The sequence below is a fragment of the Limnoraphis robusta BA-68 BA1 genome (genome assembly GCF_034932365.1).
Taxonomy (GTDB): Bacteria; Cyanobacteriota; Cyanobacteriia; order Cyanobacteriales; family Microcoleaceae; genus Capilliphycus; species Capilliphycus robustus.
Map to the genome: position 1 here is coordinate 35,874 of NZ_JAYGHR010000090.1, position 19,216 is coordinate 55,089.

The window sequence follows — 19,216 nt, forward strand, 5'->3', positions numbered from 1 at the left end:
AAGTTTTTTCGAGAAAACGGTCAAGCATTGCGCTTGAGGAGTGAGACAGGCGTTTTAGAGGCTTGTATTTCAGGAAGAATTCAGACTTCGAGCTTGATGAGCGGGTCTGAGTTCGGTGTGAGAGCCAAGATAGTGAAGTTCTCCCTCCGTTAAATCCTGCGGATTATAACGGGGGCTTCTAAGATACAGAAAGTTGAATGTATTCCTCTGTTCTAGAAGTTTCCTGCTTCAAAGGCTGTCTACTGACTAAGCCTGCACAGGCAGACAAGATGATACCCACCTCGTTTAATGCTCGGTTGAAAATGTTAAGCGCAGCATTTTCATCGCGATCTAAAACCACCTGACATTTCGGACATTCATGGGTTCTAACAGACAAATCTTTTGGTACATTCGTACCACAACTAGAGCATTCTTGAGTTGTCCCATAGGCTGAAACTTTAACAAATTGAATGCCGCGTTTTACCGCTACTGCTTCCAATCTTGTTAAAAACCCACCCCAACCCGCATCAAGAATCGACTTGCTTAAAGGTGTCCGAGCTAATCCTTTAATGTTTAAATCCTCTACAGCAATCAGGTCATATCGGTTGACCAGTGAGTGAGCAATTTTATAATGTTGCTGTTTACGTTGTCGTTGTATTTTCTGGTGAATTCGTTGAACTCGATTGAGTTGTTTCAGGTAGTTATTAGACCGTTTTTGCTTTCTTGATAATTTCCGTTGCCCTCTAGCTAATTGAGTTTGAGCTTTTCGGTAGAAGCGTTTAAACGGAAAGGTTTCACCCGTTGAAGTAACACAAAGCTCTTTCAGTCCAACATCGACGCCTACACCAGTTTTTATCCGATAAACGGGCAATAATTCCGGCACAGAATCATCTTTTAAGCTAAAGCAAACATACCACCCATCGGCTTTTTTAACGATTGTTGCTGTCTGAATTACAAATCCATCAGGGATAGGACGATGAACAACAACAGGAATAATACCAATTCGAGTTGTAATGATGTTTTTACCATCAAATTTGATAGCTGCTTTCGGGTGATTAACTCGACTGAAACTGAAAGACCTTAAAGACCCAACTTTTTTGAATCTTGGCTTTCCGCAACGTTTACCTGATTGCTCGGGAATTAGCCAACGCTCCCAAGCGATCTTTAGTCGTTGCAAATTAATCTGCTGAACTTCTGAATAAATCTCTTTATAATTGGGAAATAATCGCTTGGTTTCCTTAAGTTCTGATTGTTGTGAGTAATAATCAACTTTTGCAGGTATTTCACCAATCGGGCATGAAATTAACGAACATCGGTCAATATAACAACGAGTTCTCATTAACCAGTCGAGACGTTGACCGAGTGCATAATTCCAGTGTCGTCTTAACAGATCCAACCAGTCCTCCATTTGGGCTATCTGCTGTTGACTTGGCTTGATTTTATAGCAATGAGTGATTATCATAGGTCTGATTATATCACTTACCGCTTTTTATGACAAGCACTTATGAGAAGGGTTTTAGATCTGTTTACTCACTTACTGCTCACCTGGTACTGGTAACGAAATATCGTAAAAAGATCATATCTAAACAGATGCTAGATAGACTAGGAACGATATTTGATGAAACCTGTCACAAGTGGAATTGTAAGCTTGTCGAGTTCAATGGAGAGAGCGATCATGTTCATTTGCTGTTTGCCTATCCTCCACAAGTTCAACTCAGTAAATTGATTGCCAATCTGAAAACAGTATCTAGTCGGTTAATCAGAAAAGAGTATTCTGAATATCTAGCTAAATATTATAGTAAGCCTACGTTCTGGACTGGCTCTTATTTCCTCGCTTCTTGTGGGGGCGTGACTGTCGAACAGTTAAAAAAGTATGTGGAAAACCAAGACCCTATCCGATAATTCCCCACCCGCTAAATGCTTCCCATTATAACGGGCGACCCCTTATCGGCAGAAAGTTGGACAGATTCCGATGGGCTTGCTCGACTTCAAAGATTCTGGAGTTGACTGTTGTGATGCTGAAGACGGTTAAGAATTTTGTTCTAATTCTGCTAAGGCATAACGGGCGATCGCTAAACCCATTCTTGCTTGTTCGAGGTCAGATAAGTCTTGCCATTGTACTACGGTTGCAGTATTTAGGGTAGATTCCAGTCGTTCGGTTTCTCCTCCCCGCATCGCGTAGGCAAAGGGACGGGCTAAAACCTGTAAGTCTTCTTCTTGCCAGTGCGGTAAGATCTCTTGGGTACACTGTACCAGTTGCTCGGCGAAGCTAGCTGACACATGACCGACTTGTTGCTTGAGGCGGATAGCGTTTTTCGCGAGTTGTTGGAGTAGCTGTTGAGGAACGCAGTCAGCAAATTTTCGCAGGAGAGATTTTTCTAGAGTGGTGACAGACCATAAATCTTCGACTTGAGTCAGTAGGGTTTGTAACCTCTGTTGTACATCTTCGTCGGTTAAACAATCACAGAGGGCGAGTTGTTCGTCGAGTTCACAAAGATCGAGTTCTGAGTCAAATTCAGAGAAGTTCCAAGCATAGGGCTGATCGCTATCAAACAGTGCATCCAGTAAATCCATCTCAGCTTGAATTTTGGGGGAGGGGGAAGAGTTTTTCATGAGTCTTTGTCCTTGATGTTCAAATGAGAGTCGTCTTGATGATTTTGGGAATAGATGGGGCTGAGAACGTTTGGATATCCACTGGATGAAAGTCTCTAGTTTACCCCGGTTTAGTCAATATTTAAAATTGAGAGCGTCAGATGAGTCAATGTTCAAACAGATATTACCCGGCACAGATTTACTTTCTTCTGGGCTATATAGATTTGTTGATCCTCAGCGTCAGTTTAATCGGTTCTTCGGCTAACTCTCCATTGTCTTTAGCAAGTTTTCCAGCTTGATGAAAAATTACTTCCCTAGCTACAATAACATTTTCTCAGATTACGGAATCTGGCTGGACTTATATTGAGGGCTGGGCTGGGTCGATCATAAACTCTAATGCTTGACCTTGGGAGCTGCCGAATTTTAACTGAGTTCCTGATTTTAAGGCAACTTCTTGGTGATGAACTCGCAGCCATCCGGTTTCTGCTAAGACTAGGGTGCCATAGCGGGAAAAATCGCGCAGAAAGAAGCTGGGTTGGCTGCGATCATCGTTACTATTGCGAGAAAAGATTTCTGCGTGTTTACTCGATACCCATTGTTCAGAAATCACGATATCATTATCTTCTCCTCGCCCGACTCGAACACTTCCGGCTTCGAGCGGCCAGATTTGCGGGGCGACTGTCTCCCCGTTGTCTAAGCGACTGGGTAGACGTAACCAAGCCCTTGGAGAGACATAGCCCAACCAAGTGGGAGAATTGACGGGGAGTTCTGTTCTGATTTCTTCGAGGGGTTGCATTAATTCTCCGCTAAATTCCGGGTGCATATACAACACCGGAAGCGTCCAGGCGGGTTGATTAAATTTATAAAGGGTTAATAAATGCTGTCTGGCGATCGCAACGGCTTGATCGATGGGTTTACGGGCGACGAGGGCTTGAGCGAAGGCTTGAATGAAGCTGAGGGCTTCTTGATCGGTGATCGAGTCTCGCATTCCCAAGACAGCCGGAACCCCATGATGAATTAAGACTTTGGCTAAACTGCTACTGGGGATGGCTTGGAAAATGGCTTCTGGGGAGGGTGTCAGATCGAAGGCTGGATGAGCGCCCCAACAGGCGTTAAACACGGCCATGACCACACCGCAGCGCACGAGGACTTGAGCGAGTTCAGTCCCGTTGAGGGTGACATCGGGTTGCAAAAATAACAAGCCGCCATCGGGAGCGGGGATGCAGTGACCTCCGTAAAATAAAACGTTATGTTCTCCGGTTTCCAGTTGGGCGATCAGTTGGGAGATGCTGGGTTGTATTAAGGTGGTGACGCGACAGGGGGCGGGGTTGTCTGGGTAGGGGTCTTCTGTTGAGGAACTACAGGTGGTGAAAATTTGACTTAATTGTTGGGCTTCTTGTTCTAACTGCAATTGTTGAATTTGAGAAGATTTTTCTAGGGGTTGTAAGCCTGGACTGTTTTTGCTTTCAGCTTCTGGCTGTCCTAATACCAGTAAAATATTTAACAACTGAGCGGGTTGATATTGTGGTAAAGGATTAACATCACTGGTTGTTCGGCTAAACAGGAGTTGTTGACTCAGAGAAATAGCGGGTTGACCTGCTTGGGGTTGCATAATTTCCCAAGGTAAAGGGATCAGGTCAGCTTCTCGCACATCGAGTCGAACTCGCAAGGGTTGATCTTGTCCGATGGCAATGCCTTGACTGCGATGCAGACTGTTTTGTATTGCGCCTTGGAACAACCACTGCCACAGATGAATGCCTAAATGTTGCATCAGGCGACTGCTGTAACTCAACTTTTGGCTGGAGTCTGTGGAGGCCAGGGAAATCATCGGTTGAGGAGAAGAAAGGGGGGAAATCTGCGCTAAACTTTGGGGGGAAAACATCTCTAACCAAGCTTGCCAAGCCTGGGAGAGGGTTTCTGGCAAAATGCAGTCGTGATGAACATACCCACTCGGGTAGGGTGACTGTACAACCCAGGTGGCGAAATGGTTGGCTTCACGTGTGTTTAGGCGAGCGATTGCAAGACTGAGGCAGGGACTGTCAGAACGCGACATTCAGTTTAAACCAATGTTCAATTAAGAGGCAAAGTGAATTTCTTTGTTAGTCTAACATGAAAAAGCCGATTGGTTGTGTAATCATTATACTCAACGATCTGCATCAAGTTCTACTGGTTTTGCGGGATCAAAAAAGTGCTATTCCCTTTCCCAATACATGGAATTTGTTAGGGGGATTTAAGGAAGATGGCGAATCTCCAAAAGACTGTATTCATCGAGAACTGTTAGAAGAAATAGAAGTTGATGTGGGGGAAGTCTACTTTTGGCGAAAATATCACTGGGTTGATTGTGATGAATATGTTTTTTGGCAATCTCTAAATTTAGACCTAAATCAAGTTAAACTGAATGAAGGACAACGCTTGGCTTATTTTAGTCGCTCTCAAATTCAGCAGACTCAGCTAGCATTTGAGTGTAATCAAATTTTAGAAGATTTTTTTCAGGCTGAGGTTCGGGTGGCTAACCTTGATGCCAATTTTTAGAGCGTTAGCAGTTCATTGAGTTTCGGGAAAATTGAATATCGTCTATTTTTATTGATCATTTTATAATAGGGTTATTTTGAGACAACAGTTGAGTCATCGAAATCAAGAATTAATCACGGAGTCTACGCTTATGAGTATGAATGTTCTGACTGGTATGAGCTATCCTTTGGGTGCAACAGTTTACCCGGATGGAGTTAATTTTTGCATTTTCTCTAAAACTTGTAAATCTCTAGAGTTACTTCTATTTGATACCCCAGATGCAGCTCAACCTTATAAGGTTATTCCCCTAGATCCCAATATTAATCGAACGTTTTATTATTGGCACGTTTTTATTGAGGGGATGCAAGCTGGACAAATTTATGGATATCGGGCTGATGGCTTATTCTTTCCAGAAGCTGGGTATCGTTTTGATCCCGATAAAGTATTAGTTGACCCCTACGCTAAAGCTGTTGTTAATGATGAAAATTATAGTCGGGGTGCCGCATCGCAACCCGGAGATAATTGTGCTAAAGCGTTTAAAAGTGTCGTTGTTGATCCGAAAGCTTACGACTGGGAAGGGGATTTACCGCTAAGAATTCCCTACTCAGAAACGATTATTTATGAACTTCATGTTGGAGGTTTTACTCGCCATCCGAGTTCGGGACTTCCCCCAGAAAAACGAGGCACTTATGCAGGTTTAGTCGAAAAAATTCCTTATTTAAAAGACTTAGGAATTACGGCGGTTGAATTAATGCCCGTTCACCAATTTGATGAACAGGATGCTGTTCTTCCTTTAAGAAACTATTGGGGGTATAGCACTGTTGCCTTTTTTGCTCCCCATCGGGGTTACAGTTCCCGTCGTGATCCGCTTGGGCCAGTCGAAGAATTTAAAGATATGGTCAAAGCATTTCATAAAGCGGGATTAGAAGTGATTCTGGATGTTGTATTTAACCATACAGCCGAAGGAAATCACAACGGCCCGACGCTATCTTTTAGAGGCTTAGATAATGCCTTGTATTATATTTTAGAGGAATACGATGGGCAGTATTATAGCAACTATAGTGGTTGTGGAAATACAGTTAAAGCTAACTATGAAATTGCGGGTCAGTTGATTGTAGATTGCTTGCGGTATTGGGTTTCAGAAATGCACGTCGATGGCTTTCGGTTTGATTTGGCATCAATTTTTTCTCGTGATAAAAATGGTTATCCGATAGATGATGCACCGATTTTATGGATTATTAAATCCGATCCCGTTTTAGCCGGAACGAAACTGATTGCAGAAGCTTGGGATGCGGGAGGATTGTATCAAGTTGGTTCTTTTGCAGGCGATCGCTTTACCGAATGGAATGGAAAATATCGGGATGATGTTCGTAGTTTTGTTAAAAGTGATCCAGGCAAAGTTCAACAGCTTGCGGCGAGAATCATGGGGAGTCCTGATATTTATCCTCAACCGGATCGTGAACCCCATTGTAGTATTAATTTTATTACCTGCCATGATGGATTTACGATTAATGATTTGGTATCTTATAATGGGAAACATAATGAAGCAAACGGAGAAAAAAATCGGGATGGATGTAATTATAATGTGAGTTGGAACTGTGGAGAAGAGGGGTTAAGCGATAATCCAGTGGTAGAAGCTTTACGTCTACAACAAATTAAGAATTTTCTTACAATTTTATTTGTCTCTCAAGGAACACCGATGATTTTAATGGGAGATGAAGTTCGACGCACCCAGCACGGAAATAATAACGCCTATTGTCAAGATAATGAACTGAGTTGGTTTGACTGGAGTGATATTGGTAAACAAGCTGACATTCTGCGTTTTATGAAGGGAATTATTCGTTTTACTCAAGAACGACATATGTTCCGGATTAACACCATTTTGCAAGCTGAAGGTAAACATTTACCCTATATTACTTGGCATGGACTGCGTTTAGATAAACCGAATTGGGGAGAAAGTTCTCGTTATTTAGCCTTTAGTTTGCGTCATCCCGATACAGGAGAATATCTTCATATTATGTTGAGTTCTTATTGGGAACCTTTAACATTTGAGCTACCTAACTTGCCCTCTGGACAATATTGGCACAGAATTGTCGATACAGGGCTAGCAGCCCCCCATGATCTTTATGATGTGAAAGTGGCGCCGGCTGTTAAAGCCCTTCGCTATCGAGTTAATCCTCGTTCATCGGTTGTTTTAATGGCAAAATAGACAAGGGTTTGTCCGTGAAAACTCAGTTGACAAACTCCAATCAAATTGGATGTTCCATTGGAGCCTCTCTCTGTTTATAATTTCAACAGTAAACACATCTCTAGAGTTAATCAATTTCTATGTCTGCTCCTCAAAAACTATACGAAGGGAAAGCGAAGATTGTCTACACAACAGATGATCCCGAAATATTGCTTGCCTATTTTAAAGATGACGCGACAGCTTTTAATGCTCAAAAACGAGGGACAATTCAAGGCAAGGGTGAAATTAACAATACCATCTCGACTCACTTGTTTAAACTCTTAGAAGCTGAAGGAGTTCCGACTCATTTTATTGATACGGTTGCTCCGAATGAAATGAGAGTCAAACGAGTTAAAATTGTACCGATAGAGGTGATTGTTCGTAATATCGCCGCCGGAAGTTTATGTAAACAAACGGGAATTGCAGTGGGGACTGTTTTAGAACCCACTTTAGTCGAATATTGCTACAAAAATGATGAATTGGGTGATCCGTTACTAACAGGCGATCGCTTATTTTTACTGAAGTTAGCCACACCCGAACAACTCGACGAAATTAAAACATTATCGCTGAAAATCAATCAAGTTTTGTCGGAGTTTTTTGATCAATGTGGGATTACGTTAGTAGACTTTAAACTGGAATTTGGTTACACGTCAGAGGGTCAACTCGTACTCGCCGATGAAATTAGTCCAGATACCTGCCGTTTGTGGAATAAAGGCGAAACAGACCCCAATTTAAGGGTGATGGATAAAGATAGATTTCGCCACGATTTAGGAAATGTGGAGTCGGCTTATCAACAAGTTCTAGAACGAGTGTTAGCCCAAACAAAAATGAGTTAAAATAGAACATAGGGAGCGATGTCTTACAGTGAATTTACTCTAGAGCGAGTCGTCAAAACATTTAACTTAACCCTATCAGAACAGGTTAACTTGTTTGTAGAGATTCCCGAAGTTGAATGTAGTTCTTTTCTACTGCAAACTTTAGAATACAATGTTCCTCTCGCTCTGGCAATTAGCACAGAAAAAGCTCGTTCTGAGTTGATTATTGCTCCCATTTTACTCGAACTCAGACGACAATTGCAAGACCAAATCAGCTTATTTTCGGGAACGGAATTTAATGTCGCTCCTGAATTGGGTTTAAACGGAACTTGTGATTTTCTCATCAGTCGAGAGCGAGAAATTTTGTTTGTGCGATCGCCCGTTGTGACGTTGGTAGAAGCCAAGAAAGAAAATATTAACAGTGGTTTGGGTCAATGTATTGCTGAAATGATCGCGGCTCAACTGTTTAATGAACGAGAAGGAAATCAAATTCAAAGTATTTATGGTGTGGTGACTTCGGGTAATATTTGGAAGTTTCTCAAGCTAAATCAACAGGTAATTAGTATTGATTTAGTTGAGTATTATTTGCGAGATTTAACAAAAATTATGGGGATTTTAGTTCAGGGTGTTTCTCTGTTAGGTTAAAGTGATATGATATCCGACTAATCAATGATTGTGATGTAGGGGCGCTCCTCAGCCGAAGATCGAGGGCGACCACTCCGAGATTGAGTTAAACCCGCCCCACCCCCACCATAACAGGCATTAATCAACCGGATATCATATGATAAATTGGAGTGGAACAGTTTAAAAAAAGGAATTTTTATTGAAAGAGGCTACGCGATCGCACTCTAGAATAACTTAATTAATAGAGTATTTTGAAAGAGGCGATCGCGAGATTTGTCAGGAACAATATCCTAAGCTAAACTGTATCTTTGACCAACCTCTTTGAGTACCTGAACCCAATCATTCTCATATTTATCCTCGTACAAGATTTTTGCCAACTCCTCCAGTTGAGCTAGATGCTCTCTCTTATCCTCATTAGATAATGCTTGCGCTAAATCCATATTGAAAAATTTGGCTAAATCTGGATATTCAATCGAGTGAGTGTCTACCAATTGACCTTTCCAGACAATTCTTTGATCGGTAAACGCAACCCCCGCTTTAGCATCATCCCACACGCTGGTATCGATCAGTGCGATGACTTGTTCATTAAAGTTGAGAGATAGCCAGCTAGACAAAGCATTTGACAGCTTATCCAGGGGGATGTTCGGAGCAGAAAACCCTTCGTCTAAACCATATTTTTGCCGAACCTTTCCTTGCAAAAATGCTGCTAAAGAAGCAGGTGTTGGATCTTTTGTTAAAGTGTAGATACGAGTTTCCAACTGGTGCAGTATATTTCCATCTCGTTTCTTTCCTCCCTCCAAAAATGACCAAATTAAAAAGGCAGTTCCAGAAGCAACCAGAGCGGCGCCGCCTGTCATTACACTCAGCCCACCTAGAGCGGACATCGTTGCAGTGATAGCCGCAGCGCCCGATAATGAACCTGCAACGCCCAAAGCGCTCGCCGCAGTCCAAGCCGCAAACACAGTCGCCGCACCCGCCAGAGTTCCTGTCGTGACTGCAACTCCCAAATTGGTCAAGTCTTGGCTATCCATTTGCGAGACTAACGCCACCGAGACCAGTCCTGCGGCACCAATTAACGCGGCGCCTCCGGTTGCGACGACCAACCCCCCCAACATTCCCAAACCCCCTGCGGCGACGGAACCTCCGCCGAGGAAAGCTAATGTCGCGTTCGTTGCTGCGGCTCCCGACAAACTGCTGATACTGACTCCTGTTGCGGTTTCTGCTCCGATTGTTGTTAGCAGTCTAGTTGCTTGGGGTACAACTGCACCTCCTCTGCTTTTAGCAGCGTCCAATTGATCTTGAAGTGCATCCGCATCTTGGATAAAAGCATTTACTTTTTCTGTAAAGTTTACTTCCGTGTTGGAATCTTGCTGTCTGGTGAGGAAATAAACAACTTTAGCATTTTCTGGAATATTGGCTTTTTCAATAAATGAGTCTAAAGATGTTAAAGTCGCCACATCGGATTCAGATATCGTTCCACCATCACGAACTTGATCGTAAACTGCCAGATATTCTTCCTGGCGACCCGGACTCAATTTTTGACTTTCTTTGATGAAATTAACTAAAATAAAGTCAACTGTTAAAGCCCTGGAAGTAGCGCTGGAAAGAGAGTAAATTTGTTGAATCGTGAGAGGAAGGGTAGAGTTGGTAATAATCGTATCAAGATCGGTCAGGGCTTTAAAATCGGGAACGGGTTCACCCGCTCGGACGTATTCCCAGGTTCCTCGTATTGTTTTCTTCTCTTTCTGCGTTAAATTTGATTCGGCTAGCGCAGATGCGATCGCTTGTTCAATTCCAACTAAACGGGAGTTTTTGCTGGCGATTTCATACCGTTGTTGAATCTGAGGATCTAGCTTTGATGAAGAATAAATCATATAATCGAGTAATTCCAGCGCTTCTATATCGCTGATATATTTAGAATCTTCAATGTCTTCGTAAACGGACTTACATTTTTCTTGACTTGATTGTTCTATGAATTTTGTCTTTTCAATTTCTTCATAAATTTTAGAGTCTATTCTTGTAATCTTATCATACAAAGTATGGAAAACGACGACAATATCTTCACCTTCTAAACCAACCCTGGAAATCATTTTCTCGTCATTGTCTTGAAGTTTTGCTGGAATTGATATTAGTTGAGTCTCTCCTGAACGTAAGGTAATGATCTGTTGTCCCCCGCTACGAGCTTCAGTATAGGGAACAAAAATGTGATAAATTTCGCGAGTTGAAGTGTTATTTGCTGAAGCTGAAGAATCTGCAAATGCACGGGAGGGATAAAGCCAGTCCTTCGCCATCAAGCCAAGAGTACCCAAAGCTAGACTACCCAGAAAATGACGACGGCTCTGAGTAAAAATACGAGGTTGATCCATGATTAAATCTTCCTAGATTTAGTTCTGCAAATTGGAATATTGAGAGTGAAAGTTTGATTCCCAAATCTAGTTTATCATGGTTGTTGCTTCTTTGCCCTAGTTGAAACTGAGATTAATTTGGCGCGGACAAATATATCAAATAAATTTGTTACATTTTTATATAAATCAACTGAATAATCTCACGGACAATATTATACAAGTAATTCGTCTTTAACTCATAACAAAATATTAAGCTTCTTCCCAAGTTGCAGAGACACAATACTCGTATAATTCCTTTTTACAATTTCGTTTCCTAATGATTTCAAAGCTAATTTTTTTATAGCCTAGCATTTTCATAGACTCAGCAAGTAGACTAGCCGTATCAACTCTATTACCAAAGAAGGTCGAATTGCCAACGATATAATCAATCTTAGCACCATCCTTGAGAAGATATCGAAGCGAGCTTAAATGTAGGTGCATATCATAAAAGTATTTTAACACATAAATTGATAAAATATGGGCATTTTTACCCTCTGATTTTCTAATATTTTCTACCGCATTATAAACCGATTCTGGTAGTAAATTAACTTCATCTATCTGCCAAGATTTTAGTCTACTGGTTGCAATTCCCCAAGTTCCACCAATTGCCATCCAATCTATTTCACCCGCTTCTTTTGCTTCATTTAGAAATTTAGTCCAGTACATATAGGGACGTAGTTCACGAATATAACTGATTCGATTTGGATAAGGTGGTGAAGTAATTACCCGATCTACTTTTACTCCATTTAGATTAATCACACAACGAGAATCTGCCCTAATTACCTTCGCACTACCTTTAATAGGTTTTGAAGTAGACTTCAATATCAAATCAAGGATATTAATAAAAAGTTGTTCAATCTGCTCAACTTCAAAAGAGTTTACTGTTTCACTAAATGACATTGAAACATGATTAAATGCTGCCGATGAAGTCTCAATGACTAGCCGACAAAAGGCAATCCAAACAATTCCATTATCTGCACTATTTTCAGGTTCACCAAATTGTTTAACCAAAGTATATCTGAGTGCAGAAATAATTTTCAATGTTTGAATAGACCACCAGCGTTCAATATTAAATATGTTAGGTATCCAGTGCTTTTCTCCTATACAGCCTTGAAATTCAACGATAGCATTATTAACACTATGACGAATCTTTATGATTTGCTCCTCAGAATAATTTTTGCATTTAATATTTCCCAGCCAAACTAAAAAGGGATTGATGTCAAAAGTAAAAGCTTTATATGCGTTTTCAGCCGCAACAAGTGCAGTTGTTGCTGTTCCAGAAAAAGGATCAAGAATAATTAAGTTTTGCTCCGCACTCATTAATAGTTTTTCAACCAGTTTCACGCTATAAGCTGGAGTCAAGCGCAGCCATCCATGTCGCCCATAACTACAGTTGTATTTGAAAGTATAATCTGCTCGTTGCTTGAGAGTCGGTGACATCAATTTACTTTGCACTCAATAAAATTTCTAGTGTCGTTAACATTTCTTTCTTGATTAATTCAGAGTTTCTCTGGAAGAAGTCTGCTAAATCATAATCTAAAACATCTTTACAAAAAACAAAAAGAGAGGTTATACTACTACCGGAGACGTTTCCAATAATTACTCCACCTCGGCTATTGCGATAACGTAACACTAGATCAGCATCAATTTGAGAAGAGAATATTGCAAAAACAGGTAAATATCCATTAGCCCAAGCAACAGCAACATTATCTATATCAGCATTTTGTCTCTTGCTATCTTTGCTTTTGTATCCCTGGCGAACCTCAAAGACTGCTCCATTTGCTGGAACAGGAACATTTAGAAAACGACTATAATCGACGATCCATTGAAAAACTTTTGCTTTAATCTCTAAATTCTGAATTTTGGCAAGTTCCAATCGACCATCCAATGTTAACACTTTATCTTTATTAGTTTTCGTTTTTGTTGTATAAGACCACGTAGAATATTTTATATCTTCATAACCTGTAGAGTCCATTAATATTTGCCTAAATAAGTTTTCACATCCTCGACCAATCTGACGATAAATAGAAGTCATACCACCCGCAGCTTTATGAGCCGCATACATTAAATCTGAGTCAAGACCAATCCATGAGTAAAATGGATCAGCTCCATAAAGTGATAGAAACTGGGTGAGATTTAATCCTTCCTGTTTATTGCCTTGACCCAATTTAGGTTTATATCGTTTACAGATATTCAGAGGATTAAGAAATTTATTGAGATATAACTGTTCGTCTACCACAATTAATTATTGATAATTTCAGCTAACTTATTATAATATAATTGTAAACACAGAAATATTTTAAAATTGTAAATGCTGTAAAATTTGCTGATTTAGAGTTTTAAGAATGGGTTTTTAGATCTTCATACGGGCCAAGAAATCTTTCACCGTTGAAATGAATCATGTGATCAGGTTGATCGGATATCCAGACTTCTGTTTCCCAACTGCCAGATAACGGTCATTTCTTTGTTGAGTTTGACGGTTCCAGAAGTAAAGTTGTCCCCAAATGTCAGAGTTCTGGTTTACTGTATCACTGATCGCTAACTGGACAAACTGTTCGTGAGGAACGGCCAAACTGAGGGTAAATCAGCTATTAATAGCCACAGTAGGAGATGAGTCAGTTGATTGCATGGCAGCATCCTCAAAGCGTTAGGGGTGCCAGGGGTTCAACCTTGATCGGGAAAAAGCCTGAAAACAGCGAGGGTTTGGGTTAATTTTCGGGTAACACGAAGTCGCTGAACCGACTGTACTAGCAAGGGTTTGAGGGTACTGTTTGCGAATTCCCGATTTTAGGGTACCCACATAATGGTAAAATTTCACAGTTTGTCAGATGTCGGGTGTCAAAGAGTGGAGATTCCTGAATCTCCTTGCTTTTGGCCAATGGCTGATGACTGATGAGTGATTTTCCGGTGTGTGGATGTCCAAAAGTGTGAACAACATGCGCTTATCTCCTGTTTTCGTTGCAGTTTTTGGGTTGACTGCAACTGTGGGGCTATCTAATTCTGCAAATGCTCAAACGTCTCCCGTTTGTGCTAATTCTCAAGAACCATTAAACATATCATATGATTTCCATTTAGATTGGCTGTTACCGCAGTCTGCAACTCAGGCTAACTTTTCTCCCGTTTTAGGTTTAAGCGAGACTGAAGGGGAGATAACCTTTTGTGAGAATAGGTTTTTTAGTGCTATTAATCCTACACTACAAACTTCTCTAGAAATTTCTTTAAACAAAGCTGAGGTTACTCAACCTAAATCACTCTTTGTTGGACAAGAAGTTTCCGAATATCTTATCTTTAACAAGATTAAGCCAAGTTTTCCGTCTCTTTTTCCGGTTTCTTTTAATCAATCTGATTTTTTGCAGCTCAAACTTTTTTCTTTAGATACACAAGATTTACAGTCTGTTCAATTTGAGTCTGTTTTTGCTGGTTTAGAAAATTCTGAAGAATTGGCTTTAACCAAGTCAAAATCTGAGGAATTCTCCGATGAAATGGCTCTCAATAAGTTAGAAGAGGAGAAACCGGAGTTCGTTGAACTCGCCGAAGAATTGGCTTTAACCAAGTCAAAATCTGAGGAATTCTCCGATGAAATGGCTCTCAATAAGTTAGAAGAGGAGAAACCGGAGTTCGTTGAACCCGCCGAAGAATTGGCTTTAAATAAGTCAAAATCTGAGGAATTCTCCGATGAAATGGCTCTCAATAAGTTAGAAGAAGAGAAGCCGGAGTTCGTTGAATCTGCCGAAGAATTGGCTTTAAATAAGTCAAAATCTGAGGAATTCTCCGATGAAATGGCTCTCAATAAGTTAGAAGAAGAGAAGCCGGAGTTCGTTGAACCCGCCGAAGAATTGGCTTTAACCAAGTCAAAATCTGAGGAATTCTCCGATGAAATGGCTCTCAATAAGTTAGAAGAAGAGAAGCCGGAGTTTGTTGAACCCGCCGAAGAATTGGCTTTAAATAAGTCAAAATCTGAGGAATTCTCCGATGAAATGGCTCTCAATAAGTTAGAAGAAGAGAAGCTGGAGTTTGTTGAATCTGCCGAAGAATTGGCTTTAAACAAGTCAAAATCTGCTCTAGAAAGCAACTCAGAAATTACTTTATACAAAATAGAAGCAGAACAAACAGAACCCGTCTTATTTGACTCAGAAATTCAAGCCGTTTCTGATTCAACTCAAACTCAATCTAGTCAGTTAGGAGAACCTTTAGAACAACAATCCTTGGAACTCGCTCAAGCATCCCCAGAAGGTGAACCCCAACCGGAAATGACACCGGAAATAGAACCGGAAATTGCACCCGAAAACACCATACCCGAACCGCCTCCTACAAGCGTTCCAGAACCAGTAGTTCCTGTTCCACCGCCACCTTCTCCAACGCCAAGACCTTCTCAAAACGCCCAACCTGAAGCTCAAGTTTTGGTTGCTGAAGTGGTAATTGAAGGAACCGATGATCCGGTTTTGGAGGAAAGAGTTTATAATGCGATTTCAACCGTACCCGGACGCACAACAACTCGTTCTCAACTCCAACAAGATATTAATGCGATTTTCGCGTTAGGCTTTTTCAGAAACGTTCGTGCAATTCCAGAAGATACTCCGTTAGGTGTACGAATTACCTTTGAAGTCGAAGCTAACCCATCTTTAGAAGCCATTATTATTGAAGGCGATAGTGTATTACCGCCGACTGTTGTCGAGGAAAGCTTCGCAGGTCAGTTTAACAGAACGATTAACCTGAATGAAATTGAAGAAGCCATTCAAAAAATTAATACCTGGTATCAAGAGAATGGTTATGTATTGGCTCAAGTCATCGAAGCACCAGAAGTAACACCCGATGGAACAGTTACACTGGTTGTTGCTGAAGGAGAAATTGAAAATATTCGGGTGAGGTTTTTAAGTAGTGAGGGAGAACAAACAGACGAAGAAGGAAACCCGATAGAAGGTAAAACTCAAGATTACATTATCACTCGTGAAATTGAGTTAGAAGCGGGAGATGTTTTTAATCAAAGAACTGCTCAACAAGATTTATCTCGTGTCTTCGGTTTAGGTATTTTTGAAGATGTACGACTCCAACTCGAACCGGGAGAAGAAGACCCCCGAAAAGCGGTGATGATTGTTAATGTTGTTGAACGCAGTACAGGTTCTCTAGTTCTTGGGGGTGGGGTAAGTTCGGCGACAGGTTTGTTTGGTACGGTGAGTTATCAAGAACTCAATATTAACGGTAGAAATCAACGCTTAGGATCAGAAGTTCAACTCGGTGAACGGATTGTTCTGCTCGATATTAGCTTTACTGATCCTTGGATTGATGGAGATCCTTATCGGACTTCCTACACTGCTAATATTTTCCGACGTCAAGCCATTTCGGTTATTTTTGAACAAGATGACGAGGATGATAACGTTCGACTACCGAATGGCGATCGCCCTCGGGTTGTGAGGACAGGGGGCGGAATTACATTTACACGTCCCTTTGCGGAAAATGTCTTTACAAACCCAGACTGGGTGGCTTCGGTCGGTCTTCAGTACCAACACGTTCAAATTGCGGATGCAGACTTAACCACAACCCCTCGAGATGACGCAGGAAAACTGCTGAGTGAAAGCTCCTCGGGTGAGGATGATCTGTTGACTGTACAATTTGGAATTGCTCGAGATCGCCGGAATAATCAGCAATTTCCCACCTCTGGCTATGCGTTTCGATTTGGAACTGAGCAAGCGGTTCCCGTTGGTTCGGGTAGTATTTCCTTTAATCGTCTGCGGGCGACTTATAGCTACTATCTCCCGGTGCAGTTTCTAGAATTAGTTCCTGGTGGACCTCAAACCATTGCATTCAACTTCCAAGCCGGAACGATGATCGGAGATTTTCCGCCCTATGAAGCCTTTGCTTTGGGGGGTGCAAATACAGTCCGAGGTTGGCGTGAAGGTCATTTAGGGGCGGCTCGGAGCTTTGTGCTGGCGTCTATTGAGTATCGCTTCCCCGTATTGGCAATTAGTAACTTCATCGTTGGGGGAGCTGTATTTATTGATGGGGCGAGCGCTTTAGGCACTCAAAGTACCGTTCCTGGAAACCCTGGGGGAATTCGGGGTAAACCCGGAAGTGGTTTGGGTGTAGGTGCGGGTTTGAGAATTCAGTCTCCCTTGGGGCCGATTCGGATTGACTACGGGGTGAGTGATGAAGGCGAAGGACGGATTCACTTTGGGGTGGGTGAACGGTTCTAAGATTCATAAAAACCCGGTAACTCATAAGAAACCGGGTTTTTGGAGTATAGGAGCCGGGTAAAAAATCGGCGCCGAATTAGACTTTATTAAAGAAGCCCGAGTCTTTCATAACTAAGGTACTCTAGGGATTACTTAGCAGTAATTATTCAATCATATATGAAGATTCGATGAAGTTGACTATTTATTATTGACACAGAAATAGGAGGTGAGCAACAATCTAACAAAATTGAAATGTTTGTTATTAATTCTCAGGTTTCCTATGCTCAAAAGATTTCTTCCGAATGCGTTAGCCATTGCGGGGGCTTTTTTAGTTTCAGGTACGGCAGCCATTGGTCAGGAATTAGCTCCAGACTCGGTTCGTGACTCACAATTGAACGTTAAAATAGATTATGTCGGCAGGATGCCATTTGTGCTTGGGCCTGGTTTCTTTGGGGATGCTCCAAATTTAGGATCGCCAGTATCGGTGGGAGATCAGCTATTCTTGCTGGATCAGAACAATGCCATTTATCGCTTTGATAACAATAGCATCTCTGAGGTTATTACAATTGATGACGCGCCAGCAGGATTAACACTCGATAATCGACAATCAATTCTCAACGTCGCTTCCAATGCCGCAGGTAACAAAGTTTTTGTAGTCTATACATCCTCTACGGTCCCCGCCGAATTAGTCGGCCAAAATTCTACATACACCCTCCCAGACCCGCTTCCAGGGGAAACACCTGACGGGCCTGTACCTGATGTGTATCGGCTCATGCCGAGCCATTTCCAGGTGATGTACGAATACAATTTTGACGGCGAGAAGCTTTTGAACCCGAAAGCGATTGCTGCCTTTGAAACGCAAATCATCGGCGGTCACATTGGGGGAGCATTGGAAGTATTGCCTGACGGTCGTTTGTTGTTTGCGACTGGAGATGCGCTTCCCTTTGGTTTGGATGGGAGATTCGCCCCACAAGATGATAACTCTCACCTGAGCAAAATTCTGATTGTAAATCCTGACAACGGATCGTTTGAGGTGGCGGCAAAAGGTGTGAGGAATGTCCAGCACTTCCAAATTGTTGATTCGATGTCAGATGAACTCAATTTACTTGGCTTTGCTGATATCGGCAGCTTTACTGCTGAGGAAGTTAACTTTGTCTCTTTGTTGGACTTGTACAATACAGACGAAATTGAGAATTTTGGTTGGGGACGCAATTCTGATGGGTTAGCCCGTGAAGGTACTTTCTACATCGGCTCAGGTGTTGCTCTCGATCTCGCCGGGCCGATGGCTGTTGGAAATGCTCCCGAGCCAGAATCAGGTTTTATACAACCATTGGCTCAATACAGCCGAGAAGGGGCAAACTTTTCTGCTGTTAGTGGTCCTGTAGTGAGTTCATTATCTTTTAATGTGATCTCTTCACTCTTCGGCGATCTCTCCAGGAGTGAAGTATTTGCCACAACTGCATCACTAACAGAGAAGAACGTTCCGGTTTTTCGGGTCAATCTTTTCGATTCGATGTTAAATCAAACATCCTTATTAGAGTTGGCAGGCGGACGAGCTGATCCGCGTTTCTTCAACTTTTCTGATGGAACCGCAGGTGTTTTGCTAGAAACGACTGGAGATTTTTATCGATTAACTGAGCTAAGTAATTCATCAATTAAATCGGTTCCAGAACCTGCCTCAACGTCAAGCATCGTTATTTTTGCTGTGTTTGGCTTAGTCTCTGCCTTAAAGCGTAAGACTAACCAAACATAATGATTGGAATCTTCTGTTTTGACTCATCTAGTTCGTTTGACATCCTCTCCGCCGTAAACGACGGAGATTCCAAACATCACTGTTTGGGTTTCCTCTTTCTATGAGTTGACTTACTCAACTGGGTTTCCCCACTTAAGCAGAGATCAGTCTCTCGGGAGGCG

At 41.7% G+C, this 19,216-nt stretch carries 13 protein-coding genes and 1 pseudogene; 7 read left to right on the plus strand and 7 right to left on the minus strand.

Annotation, left to right across the window (positions count from 1 at the left end):
- Window positions 1–178: 178 nt before the first annotated feature.
- Window positions 179–1,441, minus strand: coding sequence for an RNA-guided endonuclease InsQ/TnpB family protein (locus VB836_RS26310; protein WP_323223970.1), 1,263 nt, complete (start codon window positions 1,439–1,441; stop codon window positions 179–181).
- Between the two features lie 29 nt (window positions 1,442–1,470).
- Here VB836_RS26310 and tnpA point away from each other — a divergent pair, with 29 nt between their 5' ends.
- On the plus strand, window positions 1,471–1,881 hold the full coding sequence (tnpA, locus tag VB836_RS26315) for an IS200/IS605 family transposase (RefSeq protein ID WP_323223972.1): 411 nt from the start codon (window positions 1,471–1,473) through the stop codon (window positions 1,879–1,881).
- A 126-nt stretch (window positions 1,882–2,007) separates the two neighbouring features.
- On the opposite strand, the gene VB836_RS26320 is transcribed toward tnpA, so the two are convergent.
- Window positions 2,008–2,592: a hypothetical protein gene (locus VB836_RS26320; RefSeq protein WP_323223974.1), complete on the minus strand. Its 585-nt coding sequence runs from the start codon at window positions 2,590–2,592 to the stop codon at window positions 2,008–2,010.
- 337 nt (window positions 2,593–2,929) lie between these two features.
- Window positions 2,930–4,624: an FHA domain-containing protein gene (locus VB836_RS26325; RefSeq protein ID WP_323223976.1), complete on the minus strand. Its 1,695-nt coding sequence runs from the start codon at window positions 4,622–4,624 to the stop codon at window positions 2,930–2,932.
- Between the two features lie 56 nt (window positions 4,625–4,680).
- Here VB836_RS26325 and VB836_RS26330 point away from each other — a divergent pair, with 56 nt between their 5' ends.
- The 4 genes from VB836_RS26330 to VB836_RS26345 all read left to right on the plus strand — a co-directional run bounded on the left by VB836_RS26330 (window position 4,681) and on the right by VB836_RS26345 (window position 8,769).
- The gene (locus tag VB836_RS26330) at window positions 4,681–5,103 is read left to right on the plus strand and encodes an NUDIX hydrolase (protein ID WP_323223977.1); all 423 of its coding nucleotides are present in this window, start codon (window positions 4,681–4,683) and stop codon (window positions 5,101–5,103) included.
- 130 nt (window positions 5,104–5,233) lie between these two features.
- Window positions 5,234–7,291, plus strand: coding sequence for a glycogen debranching protein GlgX (gene glgX, locus VB836_RS26335; protein WP_323223979.1), 2,058 nt, complete (start codon window positions 5,234–5,236; stop codon window positions 7,289–7,291).
- 119 nt (window positions 7,292–7,410) lie between these two features.
- Complete coding sequence (gene purC, locus VB836_RS26340; RefSeq protein WP_323223981.1) at window positions 7,411–8,145, plus strand: phosphoribosylaminoimidazolesuccinocarboxamide synthase; 735 nt, start codon at window positions 7,411–7,413, stop codon at window positions 8,143–8,145.
- Between the two features lie 18 nt (window positions 8,146–8,163).
- Entirely contained in the window at window positions 8,164–8,769 is a 606-nt protein-coding gene (locus VB836_RS26345) for a hypothetical protein (RefSeq protein WP_323223983.1), read from the plus strand.
- Window positions 8,770–9,038: 269 nt separating this feature from the next.
- Here the strand turns inward: VB836_RS26345 and VB836_RS26350 are convergent, their stop codons facing one another.
- The 4 genes and pseudogenes from VB836_RS26350 to VB836_RS30420 all read right to left on the minus strand — a co-directional run.
- Complete coding sequence (locus VB836_RS26350; RefSeq protein ID WP_323223985.1) at window positions 9,039–11,114, minus strand: hypothetical protein; 2,076 nt, start codon at window positions 11,112–11,114, stop codon at window positions 9,039–9,041.
- Between the two features lie 228 nt (window positions 11,115–11,342).
- Complete coding sequence (locus VB836_RS26355; protein ID WP_323223987.1) at window positions 11,343–12,572, minus strand: TRM11 family methyltransferase; 1,230 nt, start codon at window positions 12,570–12,572, stop codon at window positions 11,343–11,345.
- A gap of 4 nt (window positions 12,573–12,576) precedes the next feature.
- Complete coding sequence (locus VB836_RS26360) at window positions 12,577–13,371, minus strand: hypothetical protein (RefSeq protein ID WP_323223989.1); 795 nt, start codon at window positions 13,369–13,371, stop codon at window positions 12,577–12,579.
- 100 nt (window positions 13,372–13,471) lie between these two features.
- Window positions 13,472–13,573, minus strand: a pseudogene (locus VB836_RS30420) (BsuBI/PstI family type II restriction endonuclease); the annotation flags it as partial.
- Window positions 13,574–14,068: 495 nt separating this feature from the next.
- Between VB836_RS30420 and VB836_RS26365 the strand changes: the two are divergent.
- Both VB836_RS26365 and VB836_RS26370 read left to right on the plus strand, forming a co-directional pair.
- Window positions 14,069–17,323 (plus strand): BamA/TamA family outer membrane protein, encoded by a 3,255-nt coding sequence (locus VB836_RS26365; protein WP_323223991.1) that lies wholly within the window; start codon window positions 14,069–14,071, stop codon window positions 17,321–17,323.
- A gap of 205 nt (window positions 17,324–17,528) precedes the next feature.
- Window positions 17,529–19,055, plus strand: a complete 1,527-nt coding sequence (locus VB836_RS26370; RefSeq protein WP_323223993.1) for a hypothetical protein — start codon at window positions 17,529–17,531, stop codon at window positions 19,053–19,055.
- The last annotated feature ends 161 nt before the right edge of the window (window positions 19,056–19,216 follow it).